Origin of the sequence: Sphingomonas bisphenolicum, assembly GCF_024349785.1 — a bacterium.
In the GTDB taxonomy this organism is placed as follows: Bacteria; Pseudomonadota; Alphaproteobacteria; order Sphingomonadales; family Sphingomonadaceae; genus Sphingobium; species Sphingobium bisphenolicum.
Map to the genome: position 1 here is coordinate 2,032,408 of NZ_AP018817.1, position 18,862 is coordinate 2,051,269.

Sequence of the window (18,862 nt, forward strand, 5' to 3'; positions counted from 1 at the left end):
ACGATGATCGAATCGTTCCGCTGTGGGATCGGCGAGGGCGTACTGTGGGACGAGAGGGAGCAGCGGGTTTATGCGGTCGATATCTTGGCGCGCCAGATCGTGCGATATGATCCGATCGCTGGCAGCGCGGAGCGGTTCGATGTCGGAGAAATCATCGGTTCTATGGCGCTGCGTGAAACAGGAGGCGCCGTGCTCGGCTTGGCGACCGGCGTTTCGCTCTTTGACTTCGACAGCGGCGAAGCGCGGCTCCTGGTCGATGTGGAACCGGAAGATCGGTCCCTGCTGCTAACAGAAGGTAAAGCCGATCCCGCAGGCCGCTTTGTGGTCTCCAGTTTCGCGATGGCGATGAGAGAACCGGTAGGGTCATTCTTCGCAATCGGTCGCGACGGCGGAGCTACGCGATTGCGCGGAGGAGTGACGGTGCCGAACGGTTTGGCTTGGTCGCCCGATGGCAAGACCATCTATTTCGCCGACAGCGCTCGCAACGCGGTCTTCGCCGCAGACTATGATCTCGAGCGCGGCCTATTGTCCAACGAGAGGCTTTTTGCCGAAACAGCGGCGCTCGGTGGCATCCCAGATGGAGCAACCGTCGATTCCGAAGGCAATTATTGGGTAACGATCTGTCAGGCAGGGCAGGTCGCCTGCTTTGACGACAGGGGAAAGCTGGTTCGCTCGATTGAACTTCCCTGCAAATGGGTTTCCAGCCTGGCTTTCGGAGGAGCCGGTCTTGATCGGCTATTCGTCACGAGCCTTGATCCTTCGCTGATGAATATGGGCAGTGATCCCTTGGGCGGCCATATGTTCGTGATCGACGAGATCGACGCGACAGGCCTCGGCGCGACCCGGACTCTTCTCTGAGGCCTCGGCTTATGTGCGGTATCGGCTTGCGGAAAGCAGAAGGCAATCGGAGCCTGAAGCCGCTGCAGGCCAAGAAGATTCCCTGCCGGCGGTGGCTAGGGTTGCCATCAGGCGGCGTTGTGCTATAAACGGAAAATAATTCTATTCAATGGAATTCGCAATGATCGAGATTGGGAGCGGTGCCACGATGAGCGTTCAGGGTCGGTGCGACGAACGATTTGCGCACGTCCGCGATATTTTTGAAAAATCTTTCGAGGATGGTGAAGAAGTCGGCGCGGCCGTTTCCGTCATTATTGAAGGCGAAACCGTCGTAGATATGTGGGGCGGCTATCAGGACGCGGCGAAAACGCGCCCGTGGCATGAAGACACGATCGTGTGCTGCATGTCTTCCTCGAAGGGCGTAACAGCGATCTGCTTCATGATGGCGGTCGATCGCGGGCTGATCGACATCCATGCGCCGGTCGCCCGATATTGGCCGGAATTCGCGCAGAACGGAAAAGCGGATCTGCCCATCCGTTTCGTCCTCGATCACCGCGCCGGACTACCCTATATCGAGGAGCTGGGGCCGGGCACGCTCTATGATTATGACGCCGTGATTGCGCAGTTGGCGAAGCAGAAGCCACTCTGGGAGCCCGGTACGGTCGCGGCCTATCATGTCATTTCGCAGGGCTTCCTGCTTGGCGAGATATTGCGTCGCACCACCGGCATGAAAGTCGGCGAATTCTTCCGTTCGCAGGTCGCCGAGCCGCTGGGTATCGATTATCATCTCGGATTGAGGCCGGACGAAAGCGCGCGTTGCGCTGATTTTCTGGTTCCGCCTGACGTCTTCGCCGGCCGCCACTCGCCCGAGCCCACTGTGATGAGTCTGGGCTTCGCGCAATTCCCCGACCAGCCGATGGATATCGTGCTCAATGCACCCGAATGGCGTGTCGCCGAGGTGGCGAGCGGCAGCGGCCACGGCAATGCGCGGGCGCTCGCCCGGCTGTGGAGCGCAGTTGCCAATGGCGGCACGCTGGATGGCGTTCGCCTGATGTCCGAAAAGGCTGTCAGGCTGCTGGGAACGATGCAGCATGAAGAGGTCGAGCAGCGGGCGAACAAGGTGTATCGCCAAGGACTGGGGCTGTTGCTCAACTCGCCGCCGACGATGGGGTTCGGTCCCAATCCGGATTCCTTTGGCCATGGAGGCGTCGGCGGGTCGCTCGGCTTCGTCGATCCCGCGCGGCGGCTGAGCTACGGTTATACCCCCAACCGGATGCACAATACGCTGGCCGCCGGCCCTCGCGCCGATCGGTTGGTCGAGGCGACCTTTGCCTGCACTCCCTGATCCACGAGGCTTCGGGCGCCCCCCACTATAGTATGAAGGAGAAGGTGATGCTGGCGCAGGAAACAATGGCGCGGTCTTTCGATCCCGCTGAATTTGTGAAGGGCGACGAAGTCCACCGGGACGTTTACGCCAGTCCCGAGATTTTCGAGCTTGAGATGAACCGGCTGTTCGCCAGGAGCTGGCTGCTGGTGGGTCACGAAAGTCAGGTGACAAAGGCAGGCGATTACTATCTGACCAGCGTAGCTACCCGGCCGACAATCATTGTGCGGGATGCCTCCGGCGCGGTCCACGCTTTTCTCAATTCCTGTCCGCACCGCGGTGCGCCGCTGCGCACGGACGCGCGTGGTAACACGCCGCGTTTCGTATGCCCCTATCACAGTTGGACGTTCAAGACCGACGGTACGCTCGCCGGCATGCCGCTGCGGTCGGAATATGGCGCGGACTTCGACTGGGAAGGCCACTGCCTGCACAAGGTAGGGGAAGTCGCCATATATCGTGGCTTCCTGTTTGTCAGCGCGGCGCCGGTCACGGATCTGGAGACTTTTCTCGGCGATTTTGCAGGGGCCTTCGACGATTTTGTCGACCGGGCACCCGACGGCGAGATCGAAGCGCAGCCCATCGTCCAGCGGCACGTCTATCGCGGCAACTGGAAACTCTATCTGGAAAATCTCAACGACGCGCTGCACTTCACCTCGACACACGCCTCGGCCGCCACGGCGCTTCAGATGGTCGAGGACAAGAGCCGCCTGTCGCCGGAAATGATGCTGGGTGCGATCAATCCCACGCCCAATCAGATGCGCGACCACACCTTCGTCAAATATTATCCGTTCGGCCACAGCTACACGGGCGGCGCGCCGCAACTGGGCGGCGCGAAGGTGGGGCCGGGCGATCCGGTGTTTGATGCCGTGGCCGCGCGGCGCGGTGAGGATGAAGCACAACGCGTGATCGGCACAAGCCGTCACATCTCGCTCCTCTACCCCTCCGCCAGCGTGAATGCGCGAATGAGCACGATCCGCATCGTCCGTCCGATCGCGGTGGACCGCACCGAAATCGTCGCGTTGCTGTTCAAGCTGAAGGGGGCGCCGGAATCGGTGTACAAGACGACCGTATTCTACAACTGGGCGTCGGGATCGCCGAGTTCGTTTGCGCTCGCAGACGATATTGAAATGTTCGAGCGGCTTCAGCGCACATATCGCGATGACAGCCGGCGGTGGAGTTCAGTGCACAGGGGAAGCCACGACGAGACGCAGCGTGATGGTCAGGAGGTGAGCATCACGGGAACGAGCGAGGCCTATATCAAGAATCAATTCGATGCTTGGGGTGCATTGATGCGTGAGGAGGCGTGATCATGGATACGATGACCATGAGTAAGGTGGAGGCCGTCAGCAATTTTTTATATGGCGAGGCCCAACTTCTGGACGACAAACGGTTTCACGAATGGCTCGCCCTCTTCGACGATGACGGCTATTATTGGGTTCCGGTCGATCCGCAGAGCGAAGAACGCCTGGCAAGCCCTTCCATCTTCGACGCGGACAAGCCTTTTCTGGAGATCATCGTCAATCGCTTGTACCTCGACACGGCCTATTCCTTCCTGCCCGCGCCGCGATGCTGTCGCTTCGTCTCCAATATTACGATCCTTAATGACCGTCAGGGTGTGATATCGGTCCGCTCGAAGCTCCTTTATGATGAATATCGGACTTTGGAAGCGGCCCCCGACGATCATCGCAGCCTTGCAGGGACGGTGCATCATGAACTGGCGCGGAAGAACGACGGGTTCGTCATCCTCTCAAAACGGGTTGATCTGATCCAGTCCGCCGCCGCGCTCAGCGCCATTTCAGCACCGATCTGAAGCACGCGGCGAACGATGCGTTTCAACGGCAAGACGGTCCTGATTACCGGTGGAGGATCGGGCATCGGGGCGGCGACGGCGCGAAAATTTGCCGATCATGGCGCGCAAGTGGCGATCGCAGATATCGACATGGGCGCAGCGGAGGCCGTCGCTGCGACCATGTCGGGCAAGGCAAGCGCGGTGCAGGTCGATGTCACCGACCCCGCATCGGTCAATGCCATGGTGCAACATGTTGTTGACCGCTTTGGCCGCCTAGACTGCGCCTTCAACAATGCAGGCATTGGCGGGGCCCACAAGACTATTTTCGAACTCGATCATGACGAATGGCGACGGACGATCGACGTCAATCTTTCCAGCGTCTTTCATTGCCTGAAGGCCGAGGCCGAGGCCATGCGCGACCGTGGCGGTGCTATCGTCAATACCGCATCTGTCTCCGGCATCATCGCTACGCCCAGAGGCACGGAATATTGTGCGGCCAAGCATGGGGTAGTGGGTCTGACGAAGTCCGCTGCGCTCGACCTCATATCCCATGGCATCCGTGTGAACGCCGTTTGTCCAGGTGCGACCGATACGCGCCTATTGGCCCGCGCCATGGGAAACACTGTTCTCGCCGATCACCTCAAGTCGATGATCCCGATAGGCAGGATCGCCCACCCGGATGAAATCGCGAATCTGGTGCTGTTCCTGGCGTCGGACGAGGCAAGCTATGTGGTCGGGCAATGCATCGCCGTCGATGGCGGCGCCATCGTCCAGTAGGCACAGCCATGCCGGCGTCGAGTTCGATCTCATTATCTTGCGGTGCGCTACGAGAACCAGCCGCCCAGACGGCCGGCTCTTTCGCTATTACAGGGCCTTTAGTCTGATGGGCGAGTATCCAAAACCCGTCGTCACATTATTCATCAGAATAGTGGCTTCGCCTGCGGCCTCGATTTCGGACACCTGCGCGAGCAGGGCACCTATCAGCGCCTCATATTCCAGACGAGCCAGGCTCTGGCCGATGCATGTATGAATTCCGAAACCGAAGGCGAGATGGCCGGTGGCCTTGCGATACGGATCGAACTCGTCGGGCCTCTCCCAGTGACGCGGATCGCGCCCTGCTGCCGCTATGCCAAGCGCGATCTGGTCGCCTTTGGCGATGGCTATGCCCTCGATCTCGCAATCCTCAGCCGCGACGCGATTGCTGTATCGGCCGGGTGGATACATGCGCAGAGCTTCCTCGAAGGCGTTACGGCGGATTGCGGGGTCATCTAGGGCTCGCCAATGCTGCGGATTGCGCGCTATCAGCGTGAGGAAATTGGTCAGCGCCAAGATTGTCGTATCGAACCCGGCAAAGAGAACGGTCTGGACCAGCAGAGCGGCGTCTTCCTCGCTGACTTTTCCCTGATCGGCCAGCATGTAGATCTGTTCTGCCATCCCATCTGGCGTCACGCTCGAGCGAGCGCAGCTTGTCTGAAGCCAACCAAAGCCTGGTCCCGCCTTTTCCATCGCGGCTGCGGTCCGGGCATTCCCGGTTCCGAACGCGTTAAGCACAGCTTGGCCGATCGTAATCAGCTGATCACGCCCTTCGGCCGGTAGGCCGAGCAGGTCGGGAAAGGCCTTCAGAATAAATCTGCCGGCCAATTTGGCGGCATCGATTTCGCGCTCATCCAATGCCTCTGCAACCATAAGGCGGGCAACGGAATCGAACTGCTCTTTCGCGCGCATCATTGCCGCAGGGGAAAACACAGGCGTGATGGCGGCACGCGCCTCGCCATGCTTGGGCGGATCATCGCCCAGCAGGATGGGTAGGGCAATCGAGGCGCTGGAGTTGAACGGGTTCGCCTTGGACGAAAACAGCTTCGGATTGCCGTAGACCTTTTTCGCTGCGCGATGCTGCCCCACGAACCAGCTTTCATATTGCGAAACCCATACGGCTGGTCCGGCTTCACGCATCTGGCCATCGAACGCATGCGCGTTTGCAACGGACTCGTCTGAAAACAGGTCGTGATCAAAAGTGGCGTACGCGATCTGAGTGCTCATACCTGCCTACTCGGATAAAGGATGACTCTAGATAAACGGAAAATCATATCGATCAACGGAATTATTCTGATTGAAAATTCCATTAAATGGAATAGCATTTTTTTTAGTGGAATATCGATCCTGTTCCGTTTATCACGCCATCAATCGCTGCGGTGAATCCGGAAAGTTCGGAGGCAACGGCGAGTGCGATGAGATGATGCCATCACCGAGCCCTTGGTAGCGGTGTGTGTGGACCAAAGCGTCGCAGGGTTGAAAAGACAATGACGCATCGGGAAGGGGGTGCTTTGACAATGAAAAAGCTATCGATATTGCTGACGGGGGCTGCCATGTGCGCTGTGAGCGCCGCACATGCGCAAGATGCGGCGCCTCAGATGGCCACTAGCTCCTCGGCAAGCGAAGGCTTGCCCGACATCGTCGTGACAGCGCAGAAGCGCGCGCAGACCTTGCAGGAAGTTCCGGTGTCGGTTGCTGTCATCAGCGCGGATTCGCTGCGCGAGGACCGGATAACCACGGTGACGGGGCTGGCGACCGCCGTGCCCAATCTGGCGGTGTCGGCAACGCCGTTCCAGCCCTTCGTCGCCATTCGTGGCCTCGGCTCTGGCGGTGGCAGCCGCGCGCTTGAACAGTCCGTTGCCACCTATATCGACGGTGTCTATGCCGGTCGCCCGAACCAGTTCCTCAACCCCTATTTCGATGTTGAGCGCGTTGAAGTAGTGCGTGGACCCCAGGGCGTGCTGTTCGGCATCAACGCGAATGCCGGCGGCATCAACATCGTCAACAAAAAGGCCGATACTGGGAAATTTGAAGGGTATGTCTCGGCGGGATACGAATTCGCCAATCAGGGCTATAATTTCGAAGGTGGCGTGTCCGTTCCGGTCTCGCCGACGTTGGGCCTGCGGGTCGCGGGGCGGATTGGTCGCGACGGCGCCTATCTGGACAATCTCGTTTCCGGCAAGGAAGACGGTCAGGAAGATCATGAGATCGGCCGGGCGATCCTGAGCTGGCGGCCCGATAGCCCGTTCAAAGCCGATCTGGGCTATGAATATAGCAGCAGCGACCGACAAGGCACCACGTTCCAGAGCGCCTATGTCGTTCCTGGCGTGTTCGATCCGGTCGAGGACGGGGATGTGGATTACGATCACACTACACCGGCGGGTAGTCCCAACCGCACCAAAATCAAGTCGCACAATGTGTCGCTCAATATGTCTTATGACACGGACATCGGCACATTCTCGTCATCAACTGGCTATTCCGCCTTCAAATATTCGCAGTCGCTCACGCCGCCGGGAACCGCCTTCGTGGGGACCGTTTATGCGGATGAGAAGTTCAAGCAATTCTACCAGGAAGTCAGGCTCGCCTCCTCCGACAAGGGGGCGTTCCAATATATTGTGGGCGGAACCTACCTTCATCAAAGCGACTCCATTCCGCAGGGTCTGGACGTCAGCTTTGCCGCGTTCGGAGCGCCAGGACTGACGTCCGCCGTACGCAATGATTTCCAACTCAAGAACGACACGATCGCCGCCTTTGTGCAGGGCACTTACAAATTCACGCCCGAACTCTCGTTAACGGCCGGCGTGCGTTATTCAACGGTCAAGAAGGACGTCGATTACACGATCTCCGCAGCCAGCTTCGGTGATCCGCTGACGGGCTATACATTCAATCCGATGAGCGCGGTGCTCAACGGGAATTTTGGTTGGATGACCTATGTCAATCCAGCGGATCCTTCGACCGTAAGGCCCACTTTCATCAGTCGTTCGCGCCGTTTCAACGCGTGGAACCCCTCCGTCAGCGTGAACTGGGAGTTCAGCCGGCGGCTTTCCGCCTATGCGAGCTTCACCACCGGCACCAAGTCCGGCGGCTTCAACGACCAGGAGAAATCCGGCCTTGTTCCGGAAAACGGGTTTGTGACCGATCCTTTCGCATTCAACTCGGAAAAGGCCAGGAACGTCGAAGCCGGCTTCAAGTTCGCTGGTCCACGCGCCCGATTCAACGCGGCGGTGTTCCATTCCAAATATAAGGACATGCAGGTGTCGCAGCCGATCGGCAACGGCGTTGTGACCAGCAATGCCGGTTCGGCGCACGCGACCGGTGTGGAACTTGACGCGCAGGTCCTGGTTGCTGATGGCCTGACCTTGAGCGGCGATTTTGCCTATGTCGATGGCAAATATGACGACTTCCCGGGCGCTGGCTGCATTCCTGGCGTTCCATGCAATCCGGCGACGACAAACGGTGCCGGCGGGACGCTGATCGGTTTGCCCAAGGTCACCGGTAGCGCGCGCGCTGTATATGAGGTCAACATCAGCGGAGACCTCAATCTTCGGCTCCAGGGGCGCGCCTATTATAATGACGGCGCGCAATGGACAGCCGTGCATGATCCGAAGACGCGCACGCCCAGTTACTGGACTTTTGATGCGGGTGTAACCCTGGCACAGGATGACAAGGGATGGTCGCTCTCGCTGCTCGGCAAGAATCTGAGCAATGAGGTTGTGCAGGGTTACCTTCTTCCGGCACTCTCGCCTGTATTCGGCTATCAGGTGGTGGTATCGCCGGGGCGGCAGTTCTTCCTGGATCTACGCTACACCTTCTAAAACAGAAGCTATTTTCATGGGGTCGCAAACGGAGGCGTTTGCGGCTCCTTTGCTTCAGACGTAATCGACGATGAAAGAGGCTTTTGCAGCTTAGCTCGTCAGACTATCTGTAAGCCTGTGTTGCCGGCGGCAACACAGCCAGAGAGCTTCACTTTGACCTCGCTCCCTTGGATAAGCGGGGCATGCTTCTTCAGCACGAGGGGCCGCAGCTGGCCAGCCGCATCGCCTCGATCGATCAACTCGCGACCCTTCTCGCCCTTTCGATGACCGAAGACGTCGACAGCATTGAATGGCATCTGGAAACAGACGCCGGGGAGAAGCGGATCATGCCGACCGCACCTCGGCTTGGCTGCGCTGACATGGCTGCCGTGCGCACTGCGGCGATCGCCGGTCTCCTCGTCACGATCTTGCCCGATCATATCTGTCGTGAGGCCCTGTCGCAGGGCCCGCTCATGCGGGCCTTAGCCGCTTGGCGCGGGCCGCAGGGCATCGTCCACCTGGTTTTTACAACACGCCCCGGGTTGCCGCCGGCGGTGCGCGCGCTCATCGATCATCTCGCGGCCGGTTTCCTGAAGGCAGTCGCTGGCGGCTGGCCCCGGGCCCCGATCATCTAACAGCGATCTGGGACACGTTTGCCGAGCTTATCGTTCACTGCCTCAATGAGTGAATGCCAAACTGAGTATGTCGGTGTTGACGAACAGAAGCCCAAGAGAGCGCGAACCCGCTTTTTGAAACGCTTCATCATGTCGTCAGACAGTAAGCGCGAAATCCGCGCACCTGTTCGGTTGAGTGATGTGGTGTGAAGGATGTGTACTCTCAACCGGTTCATGCTTCAGGTGCTTCTGCTCGGACCCTATTGCCGCCGCTGGGCTCGTCCGATCAGCAGCGTGGTGATGCTGCCGATCATGGTCAGCGTCGCGAGCGGGATGAGCGCCATCGGGAAGCTTCCGGTCTGGTCCTTGATATAGCCCAGCACCGATGTCGCGCCGCCCGTGCCCAGATGGGCGATGGTGTTGATGGCGGCTACGCCTGCCGCCGCCATGCTGGGCGGCAGCGTCTCGGTGGAGAGCGCCCAGAACGGCCCCTTGATTGCATAGTTGCCCAGCAGCACCAGCGTCAGCAGGATCATCGTCACGACCAGCGATCCCGTCAGCAAGGTCGCGAACAGGCTGCCGGAAGTCAGAGCTAGCGGAATCGCGGTCGACCAGATGCGCTCGCCCGTCTTGTCGGCAATCCGGCCCCAGACGATCATGAAAATGGCGGCGATGCCGAACGGGATCATGTTGAGCAGGCCGGTTTCCCAAGTGGTCAGTCCAAAGGATTTCAGGATCTGTGGCTGCCAGATCGACAGCGCGTTGCTGGTTGCCGAACTGCCGCAATAGACCACCGCCAACGCCCACACCTTGCCGTTGGTAAGCGTGCGCCACACCGAACCGGGCTTGGCGGTGCCCGGCGCATGCTCGCTCGCCAGCGTATCGCTCAGCCAGCCCCGCTCTTCCTCATTAAGGAACGTTGCGTCCTTCGGGCGGCTGGGCAGAAGAAACAAAGCGGCAAGGCCCAGCATTACGGCGGGCAGCGATTCCAGGATGAACACCCACTGCCAGCCGGCAAAGCCCGCCATGCCGTCGAGCGAGAGCAGCAACGCCGAAATGGGTGAACCAAGAAAGTTCGACAGCGGGATTGCAACCATGAAGGTGGCGACAATCCGGGCGCGATAGGCGCGCGGGAACCATTGGGCCAGATACAGCACGGCGCCGGGGAAGAAGCCCGCCTCCGCCGCGCCCAGCAGGAAGCGCAGGGTATAAAAGCTCCACGCCCCGCTGACAAACGCCATGCCGATGCCGACCATGCCCCAAGTGATCATGATCCGCGCAATCCACACCCGCGCGCCGAACTTTTCCATCGCCACGTTGCTGGGCACTTCGAACAGCACATAGGCGATGAAGAACAGGCTGCCGCCGATGCCGAAGGCGGTTTGTGAAAGGCCGACGTCCGCGTTCATGGTCAGTGCCGCGAAGCCGATATTCACTCGGTCCACATAGGCGATGAAATAGCACAGGATCAGGAAGGGGACGATCCGCCATGCGACCTTGCGCATGGTCTGCTTTTCGATTTCGCTCACGACAATTGGGCGGTCGGCGGGTTGCCCGTCGGCTACGATGGGAATGGTCATCGGCTTTCCTTTGTGGGGGAAGGGTCATGAAATCAGAAGGAGACGGCGACGCGGCCGACGAGGGTATCGCCGGTGTCCGTACCGGCATATGCTCCGGCGCGGTTCTCCGTGCGCCAGTGGATCCAGTTGGGGGTCAGCCGTACCCAGTCGAGCAGATACCAGTTCAGGCCGAGCGTCGTGGAATAGCCATCGCCGCCCAGCAGCCCGGAATAGCTTACGCGGTCGTAGCGTGCGGCGATCTCCAGTGCCCCCCAGCCACCGTCGGTGACGGGGTTCAGCACGCGCGGCTTGGACCATACGCCACCGCGCGCCACATAGGGCGGCTTCTCCCCGGTGAGATAATAGCCGGTGCCGATGGATCCGGCGCGCACGCCGACTTGGCGGCCGCCGGCGCTCTCGCGCGCCCAAACGTCACGCTCGCCATATTCGCCGAACATCCAGAAGCTTTTATAGACGCCGCCCAGTTCCAGCCCGAAGGCCTCGCCATGATCGGGGCTGAGCAGGTTCGACGCCTGAATGGTGATGAGTTCGTTGAACCGCCCGCCGATCCGCGTGGACAGGGGGATGCTGGCAAGACCGCTGGAGAAATCCTCGCGATAGCCCCAGGCACCCAGATGTACGATTGCATCTTTGTTGCGCCACGGGTTCCAGTGGACCCGGCCGGTCAGCGTGGTGCTGTCGTCAAAACTGCCATTGGTGCTGGCTTCGTTACCGTCCAGCTGCACGGCGGCGTGCCAGGTCTTTCCATAGACCCGGGCCATGGCGCCGAGGCCGAACGATCCTTTGCGCGGGGCAGTGGCGAGCGCGGTTGCATTGCGCTCCAGAAAGGGCTGGCTGTCGGAGCTGGATGCGCCCTCCATAGACCGATCGGTCAGCCGGTTGCCGAGCGAGAGTTCGTAGGTGTTGGCGCCCCATTTTTTGGTGAAGGACAGGTAAGCGCCACGCAATGCCGCCTGATTGTCGGTCAGGTCGAATTCCACCTGATAGCCGATCATGTCGCCCAGCTTGCCCTCGACGCCCAGCCGGATCGCGCGCGCTTTGGTTCCGGTGATGTTGCGTCGGTCGAAGCCGGAGCCGAAGCTGGTCGTCGTGTCGAACAGCATGCGCCCGCGCAGCCGCATGGCGGACCGTCCGTCGGCGCTGGTGATCTGCGGCAGGCCCTTTGCCCAGTCGAACGTCTCGTCAGGTTCGTTGGCGGCCTGCGACGGCGATGGCGCGGTGAGCGGATCGGACGCGGGCCGCAGCGCCGCATTGCCCGCCGGCAAAGCGCGCAGCCGCTCCAGCCGGTCAAGCCGCGTCTCCACGACCGGCTTGGCCTTCGCCACTTCAGCCGCCGTGGAAGCGGTGTGCTGCACCACGGGCTCCAGCGCGGCGAGGCGCCGTTCGAGCGCGTCGATCCGCGCCTGCTGGGCCGCCAGCGCTGCGGCCTGATCCCGTACCAGTTGCTCCATCGAGGCAGGCGTCGTTTGCGCCGCCGCAGGAATAGCGGGCAGCAGAAGGAGTGCGGCGGTGGCCGCCTTGTGCAGGGACATCAACGCACCTTGGGCGTATCGAACCCGAACAGGCGGGCTGGCGTGGTGGACAGGATAGTTGCGCGCTGACCGGCGTCGGGCACCCAATGGTCGAGCGCGCGGCGGCAGGCTTTCGCATCGGCCTGCGCTTCGAACTGGGTGTGTGGCCAGTCGCTGCCCCATAACAGGCGTTCAGGGCCGAAGGCATCGAGCAGCAGGGGCGCGGCCGCATCGGCGAGGTCGCTTCCCACGCGATATGGCGCTGACAGCTTCACATAGGCCTTCCCGCTGCGTGCGGTGGTCAGCAGATAGCGAAAGCCCGGATCGTCGATACCCAGAGCGGCATCGGGCCGACCGAAATGGTCGATCACTACCGGAGCGCCGCTGGCGAGCAGCGCCGGCATCAGCCGGGGCAGGCGTGCCGCCTCGCACTGCACCTCGACTTGCCAGCCGAGCTCCGCGACCGCGTCCATATGCCGGCGCCATTCGGGCGCGTCCAGATCCGGATCGTTGCGGCCGATCAGGTTGAGCCTGACGCCCGCGATGCCGGCTTTCCCCAGCCGCGCCATCTCAGCCGACGCCGTCTCGCGAGGCAGGGCGACGATGCCGCGCAGCATGCCCTTATTGCGGGCGATCACGGCCAGAAGATAGCTGTTATCGAAGCCCAAGAAACTGGGCTGGATCAGAACGCCTCGCGCCATCCCGTTACCCCGCAGCATGGCGAGATAATCATGCGGGGTCGCGTTATAGTCGACGGTGTAGCGGCGGCGTTCAGCAACCGGCAGGTCGCGCCGGAAGACATGGGCATGGGTATCGATGGTCGGTTTTTCCCGGAAGATGCCGCCGAAGGACGGCGATGCGGCGAGCGCGGCGGCGCCCTGAAGGAAAGTACGGCGGGCAATCATGACATATGCTCTTCGATGAGGCTGGCATCGCGCGTCTCGGGTAGGAACGGCAGGATGAGGAGAACCAGACCGTAGCTGGAGGCGGCAACGATGCCGACCAGCTGATCGAGCGGCAGCATGGCGGAGGCCCAACCGATCAGGCCGGGCAACAGAGCCGACGCCAGCCGGCCGCCATTATAAGCAAAACCCACGCTGGCGCCGCGAATGGGCGCGGGAAACATTTCGGCGAACCAGCTGCCCAGCACGGCTGGCGTGCCCCCGGCGGCAAAACCGACCGGCAGGGCCAGCAGCAAGGTCGCAACCGGGCCATTGTCGGTCAAGGCAAACAGCAGGGCGAAGAACGCCGAACAGAAGGCGAAGAGCGCGATGATGGGCTTGCGCCCAATATGGTCGGCCAGATGGCCAGCGACGATGCATCCGGCCGCAAAGGCGGCGGTCATGACCAGCAGAGCGAACCCGGTCATCACGGGCGGATAGAGGCGGATCGTTCGCAAAAGCGTGGGTAGCCAGGTGAACAGGCTGTGAAAGCCGCCATGGGCGCCGAGGCCGATCAACGAACTCAGGAGAAGCCGGCGGCGAAGCGACATGCCATGGGAAGGGCTGGCTGTGCCGGACCGTGCGCCCACGAACGCGACCGGCTCGGCCGGCAAGCGCCTGCGCAGCCAGAACACCAGAGCAGCCGGCAGGATGCCCATCAGGAACATGACGCGCCAGGCGATCTCGGGTGCCAGCCAGAAGGTCGCCGCCAGATAGACCATCACCGCGCCGGCCCATCCTACCGACCATGCGCTCTGCATGAATCCCAGGAACAGGCCGCGGCGCTTGGCCGGTGCGACTTCCGCCATCATCACGGCACCGACTGACCATTCCGCGCCGAAGCCCAGGCCCTGAGCGCCTTTGAGCATCGTCAGCTGCCATGGCGCCGACACGAACGCCGCGCCGAAGGTCGCTAGCGTGACCAGCAGGATCGCGCCCGTCAAAACCCGCACCCGGCCAAAGCGATCGGCCAGATAGCCGCCGATTGGACCGCCGATCGCGGCGCAGCCCAGCGCCAAAGAGATGATCGACCCCGCGTCCTGTGGACTGAGATGCCAGCTTGCCAACAGCAGGGGAAGGGCGAGGCCAAAAAGCTGATAGTCGAACGCGTCGGTCGCCCAGCCGCCAAAGCTGGCGATGGCCACCGTCCTTCTATTCTGCCCGGGTTTGAAACCCTCCACCATCACCTTCTCTCCTATAGTCATCTATATGACTCAGTGAAAAGCTATTTGTCAAATCCGTTTAATGAACGTCCACCTCATAAACGAACTGGTCGGCCAGACCGTGGGATATGCGCCATTCCAGCGGCATGTCGGCATGGTCGATCGCCAGTCTTTCCATCCGCACGACCATCGCGCCCGTGGCGGCTCCCAAATCCAGCGCGATATCCGGACTTGCGGTTTCGACGCGCAGCCGCTCCCTGGCGCGCGCGACGATTCGCCCAAAATGCTGCTCATAGGCCGGGTAGAGAAGCGGCATCAGTTGCTCGACCTCCATGTCCAGGATAGGGCCGAACAGGCGAGCGGATAGCCAGATTTCCTCGCGCAGCAACACCCGCCCCTCATCCATCCGCAAGCGGATCATGCGGACGGCGTTGTCCTTGCGACCAAGACCAAGCTTGGCGCGGGTTTCGACGGAAGGCGTTTCGAGCGAACGGGACAGAATCCGACTTTCGGGGATGACCGGCCGGCTGTCGCCGGTGCCGAGGCGAAAGAAGCGGAAGAGCGACGTACTGAAATCAGCGCGTCGCACGAACATGCCGCGGCCATGCGCCCGCTCGATCAGACCGTCATTGGCCAGTTCATCGACCGCACGCCGGACGGTACCAATCGCGACGCCATAGCTGCTCGACAGTTCCGCCTCAGTCGCGATGGCGTCTCCTGCCCTCCATTCGCCCTTGGCGATTCGGGCGGCGATATCGTCGCGGATCTGCTGGTAACGGGGAAGACGCGGATCGACCTTGGTCATGCGGCGGCCTCATCCTCCAGCGTTGGCGTCAGGATCAAGATGCCGTCGGCGTCCGCAAAGACCTGGTCCGCCGGCATGATCGTGACGCCGCCGATTTCAATCGGGATGTCGACCTCTCCCACACCTTGTCGCACCGACTTGCGCGGGGTGGTGCCTAACGCCTTCACGCCGATGTCCATGGTCGCCAATGCGGCCCTGTCCCGCACTGCGCCCAGGATGATGATCCCTTCCCATCCATTGTCGACAGCATTCTGCGCGATCATGTCGCCCAGAAGAGCGCAGCGCAGGCTGCTGCCGCCGTCCACCACCAGGATTTTGCCCGTGCCGGGCTTGGCCGCGAGGCTCTTGACGACACTGTTGTCCTCATGACAGCGCGCTGTGACGGCTATCCCTGAAAAAGCGGCGCGCCCGCCAAAATCGACAAGCTGGACGTCGGGCACCCGTGCCTGCGCTTCGTGGCGATCATACAGATCACAGGTCGCGATCATCTCAGGCTCCTTAAGTCATCTAGATGATCCGATTAGCGAAGATACGTCTGCAAAGCCAGTGGCCGCTGGGGCAGGCAGGCCGGAAGATAAGGGCAATTTTGCGATTGCAGTTCCGGCAGAATCTGCTTTGAGGCTCGATCGTGGAACGGCGTATCTTGGTCGGACTGGTGCCGACATAGCGGACGGTAGGCAGTTGGGCAGCGGAAATTGATCGTTGAGCGTCCGACATGGTTCGAGTGTTGCCGAAATAGCTGCCGGTTCGCTCCTGTGGATCGAAATGGTGGTGCTGAGTGCCCCAGAAGGTCCGACAGCGGTGGGTGGTATGTCGATACCTTAAGGCGGTCACCGCCTTGGCGTGTTGGCTAAGATGGTCATTATATGATCATTCCACACCCTCAGCGCTTCCCGCTTTTCTTCTCGCCAATCATGCCGCTGATAGATGCCGGCGACCCCGGATCGGGCACTCCCGACATGATTAAGTACGGCCTCGGTAACTTCGAAGCGGACACCCAGCCGCTGAAAGCCGGTGGCCAGGGTTCTTCGGAGATCATGAAGGCGCCACGGGGGCAGGGGATCGCCGCCATCGACACCAATCAATTTATCGAGCTTCTTCTTCTCTTTTGCGTACGCAGTGAAGCCTGCGCCACTCGATGTCGGGAAAACCCTCCCCTGTCGGGGCCACCGCTCGCTTCGCGAGACGCGATCAAGTTCTGCCACTGCCAGATCGTTGAGCGGGATGCTGGTGGGCTCACCATTTTTCGTGCGGTCGCCCGACAGCGTCAGTTCCCGCTGATCTTGGTCAAGTTCGTCCCAATGAAGCCCTGCAATTTCCTCTCTCCGCTGCCCGGTGGTAATTAGGAGGCGAACGATCGGACCAAAGCAACGGTGACACTTTAAGGCTTGCGGCCAGATTCGTCTCAGTTCTTCGTCCGAAAGCCATCGCTCTCTCGGTTTGACCGGCGGCGGAGTTTCCATGCCTTCCATGGGGCTCCGCTCGATATCTCCTCTGCTCACTGCCCATTTGAATAGGCGTCGGAGAACCGCGAAGACATTGCGGCGGTTTGCCACCTGTTCCACGGGCATTTTGTCGAAGACGTCCACCACATCTGCCCGCGTGATTGTCGGCAAGGCTTTGTTACGAAGGTGCGGTTTGATGTGAAGGCTGAAAGAGCGTGTGACCATCGTCTTCCAACCTTTGCCCTTGCAACTCGCGGCAAAGCGATCGGCGTAGTTCGAAAACGCCAGATCGACTGCCTCGCGCCGACGCTGCTTGTCGGATTCTACGGGATCAACTCCTTGAGCCACCAGAAGAAGCATGCGGGTGGCTTCCTCGCGCGCGGTGGAAGGCGTCCATGGAGAGCCATGCGTCCCAATCGTATATCGCCGTGTCTTGGCCTCTCGTCCGCCCATCCGATATTGAACAACGTAGGAGGCGGATCCACGCGACGTGGTCTTCAGCCCGAAGCCCCTCAAATCCTCGTCCCATAAGAAGCCATCGACGGCTGCTGCTAGCAGCGCATCCAGCGTGCGTTTGGTGATCCTTCCGGTAGCCATGACGATACCTCAGGTACCATAAAAGTAATCACCCAGCAATCACCGTGAAGGAAACGGTGGGCTATCGTAGCGTAGCATGGCGTAGATAAGGCACTGAAAAATATCAATTATATAAGATACTGCGTTGATCTATTTGCGCCGGTAGCGGAAGTACCAGACCTCATGGCCGATACGCCGGGCCTTCGCCTCGTAGCGGGTTTCGGGCCAGCCACCGGGACGGGTCTGGAAATCCCTGGGCTCGCTGGCAAGCCATTCGAAGTCGGGATGGCCGTTCATCACCATGAGCGCCCAGCGCAGATAGACCGGATGATCGGTGCCGAAGCGAAACTCGCCACCGGGCTTGAGCTTCTTCGCGATCATCGCGACCGGGCCGGGATTCATCATCCGCCGCTTGGCATGGCGCGCCTTGGGCCAGGGATCGGGATGGAGCAGATAGACGAAGCTGAGCGTGCCGTCGGGGATGCGGCTCAGCACCTGGAGCGCATCGCCCATGTGGAGGCGGACATTGCCCAGCGCCTGGTCGCGGACATGGCCGAGCGCGGTGACGACGCCGTTGAGGAAGGGTTCGGCGCCGATGAAGCCATGGTCGGGCAGCATGTCGGCGCGATGGGCCATATGTTCGCCGCCGCCGAAGCCGATCTCGAAATGGAGCGGCCGGTCATAGCCAAACAGGCCCGCGGCGGTGATTTCGCCGTCTTCCGGCACCGAGATGGCGGGGAGCAGGGTGTCGACCAGTTCCTGCTGCCCCTGGCGCAGCTTGTGCCCGGACTGGCGGCCATATAGGCGGTTGAGGGTCGTGGGATCGCCGGATTTATGCGCTGTCATGGGACGCGCCGATAGCGGGACGGGATGGGGAGGGCAAGCGGGGTTGCTGGGGAAGGGGCGGGAAAGCCTTGGGCCAGCCGATCTGCTGCATCATCCGGTCCACGGCGGTGTCGAGCTGGGACGCATCATAGACGGTGAGGTCATGCGCAGCTTTACCACCCATTCGTCCAGCGCGACCGCCAGAGCCAATGATGTGATACGCATGAACCTGTCCCCTCCCGAACCCCTTCTGTGCAGGCAGGGTAGCGGGAAGGGACAGAATAACAAGCAGTTGGCGGCAAACGCTGAGGAGGGGCGTCGCCGGTTTCGGCGGGACATGGCTCAAAGCCGCCCGCCGCCTTCGTTCGTCAGGTCATTTGCACTTGATGAAACGGCCCTTGGCATCCTTGCAGACGGCCTTTTTCACGGGCGGTTTGGGGGCGCATTTGACGAACTTGCCCTTCGCGTCCTTGCAGGGGGCGGCAGATGCAGGAGCAACATTGCCGGCGATCAGAGCGAGGCCGAGGAGGGCTGTGGCAACCATCTTTGTCATTGAAAGCCTCTTTGGGGAGAGGTGCCGGGTCCGACAGGGGTGGCGAACCCGACAAGGGCGGTATGGGCCGGGAGGGACCGCTTTCCTAGTGAACTTTTCGTCATCTTATGGACAGGTGGCGAGGACGCGGAAAGGGCGCCGAAGCATGGTGCTTCGACGCCCTTTTGGGATTGGATGATATTTTGGAAGATACACCCCCTCTCCTTCAGGGGTGGGGCAGCGAACTTGGTTC

18 protein-coding genes are annotated in these 18,862 nt (G+C 61.1%); 7 read left to right on the forward strand and 11 right to left on the reverse strand.

Translation table 11 applies throughout. The features are described 5' to 3' along the window. The first annotated feature begins 3 nt into the window (after positions 1–3). The 5 genes from SBA_RS10055 (at position 4) to SBA_RS10075 (ending at position 4,787) form a co-directional block, all read left to right on the forward strand. Positions 4–858 carry an SMP-30/gluconolactonase/LRE family protein gene (locus SBA_RS10055; RefSeq protein WP_261934315.1) on the forward strand — a complete coding sequence of 285 codons (855 nt, stop codon included), beginning with the start codon at positions 4–6 and terminating at the stop codon, positions 856–858. A 187-nt stretch (positions 859–1,045) separates the two neighbouring features. Beyond that, positions 1,046–2,182, forward strand: a complete 1,137-nt coding sequence (locus SBA_RS10060; RefSeq protein ID WP_261934316.1) for a serine hydrolase domain-containing protein — start codon at positions 1,046–1,048, stop codon at positions 2,180–2,182. A 47-nt stretch (positions 2,183–2,229) separates the two neighbouring features. After that, positions 2,230–3,528 (forward strand): aromatic ring-hydroxylating oxygenase subunit alpha, encoded by a 1,299-nt coding sequence (locus SBA_RS10065; protein ID WP_261934317.1) that lies wholly within the window; start codon positions 2,230–2,232, stop codon positions 3,526–3,528. Between the two features lie 2 nt (positions 3,529–3,530). Next, positions 3,531–4,031, forward strand: coding sequence for an aromatic-ring-hydroxylating dioxygenase subunit beta (locus tag SBA_RS10070; RefSeq protein ID WP_261934318.1), 501 nt, complete (start codon positions 3,531–3,533; stop codon positions 4,029–4,031). A gap of 15 nt (positions 4,032–4,046) precedes the next feature. Then, positions 4,047–4,787, forward strand: coding sequence for an SDR family NAD(P)-dependent oxidoreductase (locus tag SBA_RS10075; RefSeq protein WP_261934319.1), 741 nt, complete (start codon positions 4,047–4,049; stop codon positions 4,785–4,787). 87 nt (positions 4,788–4,874) lie between these two features. Here SBA_RS10075 and SBA_RS10080 read toward each other — a convergent pair whose 3' ends face one another. Continuing rightward, positions 4,875–6,050, reverse strand: coding sequence for a cytochrome P450 (locus tag SBA_RS10080; protein WP_261934320.1), 1,176 nt, complete (start codon positions 6,048–6,050; stop codon positions 4,875–4,877). 290 nt (positions 6,051–6,340) lie between these two features. Between SBA_RS10080 and SBA_RS10085 the strand changes: the two genes are divergently transcribed. Then, positions 6,341–8,638 carry a TonB-dependent receptor gene (locus SBA_RS10085; protein WP_261934321.1) on the forward strand — a complete coding sequence of 766 codons (2,298 nt, stop codon included), beginning with the start codon at positions 6,341–6,343 and terminating at the stop codon, positions 8,636–8,638. Positions 8,639–8,820: 182 nt separating this feature from the next. Next, positions 8,821–9,252, forward strand: a complete 432-nt coding sequence (locus SBA_RS10090; protein WP_261934322.1) for a LysR substrate-binding domain-containing protein — start codon at positions 8,821–8,823, stop codon at positions 9,250–9,252. Positions 9,253–9,491: 239 nt separating this feature from the next. Here the strand turns inward: SBA_RS10090 and SBA_RS10095 are convergent, their stop codons facing one another. From SBA_RS10095 to SBA_RS10140, 10 genes are all read right to left on the reverse strand, one after another. Continuing rightward, positions 9,492–10,811: an MFS transporter gene (locus SBA_RS10095; RefSeq protein WP_261934323.1), complete on the reverse strand. Its 1,320-nt coding sequence runs from the start codon at positions 10,809–10,811 to the stop codon at positions 9,492–9,494. 32 nt (positions 10,812–10,843) lie between these two features. After that, entirely contained in the window at positions 10,844–12,343 is a 1,500-nt protein-coding gene (locus tag SBA_RS10100; protein WP_261934324.1) for an OprO/OprP family phosphate-selective porin, read from the reverse strand. Then, a complete protein-coding gene (locus SBA_RS10105) occupies positions 12,343–13,227 on the reverse strand; it encodes an amidohydrolase family protein (RefSeq protein ID WP_261934325.1) in 885 nt (294 codons plus the stop codon). Before SBA_RS10105 ends, SBA_RS10100 begins: the two co-directional genes overlap by 1 nt. After that, positions 13,224–14,447: an MFS transporter gene (locus SBA_RS10110; RefSeq protein ID WP_261934326.1), complete on the reverse strand. Its 1,224-nt coding sequence runs from the start codon at positions 14,445–14,447 to the stop codon at positions 13,224–13,226. The genes SBA_RS10105 and SBA_RS10110 overlap by 4 nt, the downstream gene beginning before the upstream one ends. Positions 14,448–14,505: 58 nt before the next feature. Beyond that, positions 14,506–15,231, reverse strand: coding sequence for a GntR family transcriptional regulator (locus tag SBA_RS10115; protein WP_261934327.1), 726 nt, complete (start codon positions 15,229–15,231; stop codon positions 14,506–14,508). Next, complete coding sequence (gene rraA / locus SBA_RS10120) at positions 15,228–15,719, reverse strand: ribonuclease E activity regulator RraA (RefSeq protein WP_261934328.1); 492 nt, start codon at positions 15,717–15,719, stop codon at positions 15,228–15,230. Before rraA ends, SBA_RS10115 begins: the two co-directional genes overlap by 4 nt. A gap of 342 nt (positions 15,720–16,061) precedes the next feature. Beyond that, a complete protein-coding gene (locus SBA_RS10125; RefSeq protein ID WP_261934329.1) occupies positions 16,062–17,273 on the reverse strand; it encodes a tyrosine-type recombinase/integrase in 1,212 nt (403 codons plus the stop codon). A 129-nt stretch (positions 17,274–17,402) separates the two neighbouring features. Then, positions 17,403–18,098, reverse strand: coding sequence for a tRNA (guanine(46)-N(7))-methyltransferase TrmB (gene trmB / locus SBA_RS10130; protein WP_261934330.1), 696 nt, complete (start codon positions 18,096–18,098; stop codon positions 17,403–17,405). Further along, a complete protein-coding gene (locus SBA_RS10135; RefSeq protein WP_261934331.1) occupies positions 18,085–18,261 on the reverse strand; it encodes a hypothetical protein in 177 nt (58 codons plus the stop codon). Before SBA_RS10135 ends, trmB begins: the two co-directional genes overlap by 14 nt. Positions 18,262–18,450: 189 nt before the next feature. Then, positions 18,451–18,630: a hypothetical protein gene (locus tag SBA_RS10140; protein ID WP_224550681.1), complete on the reverse strand. Its 180-nt coding sequence runs from the start codon at positions 18,628–18,630 to the stop codon at positions 18,451–18,453. Positions 18,631–18,862: the final 232 nt, after the last annotated feature.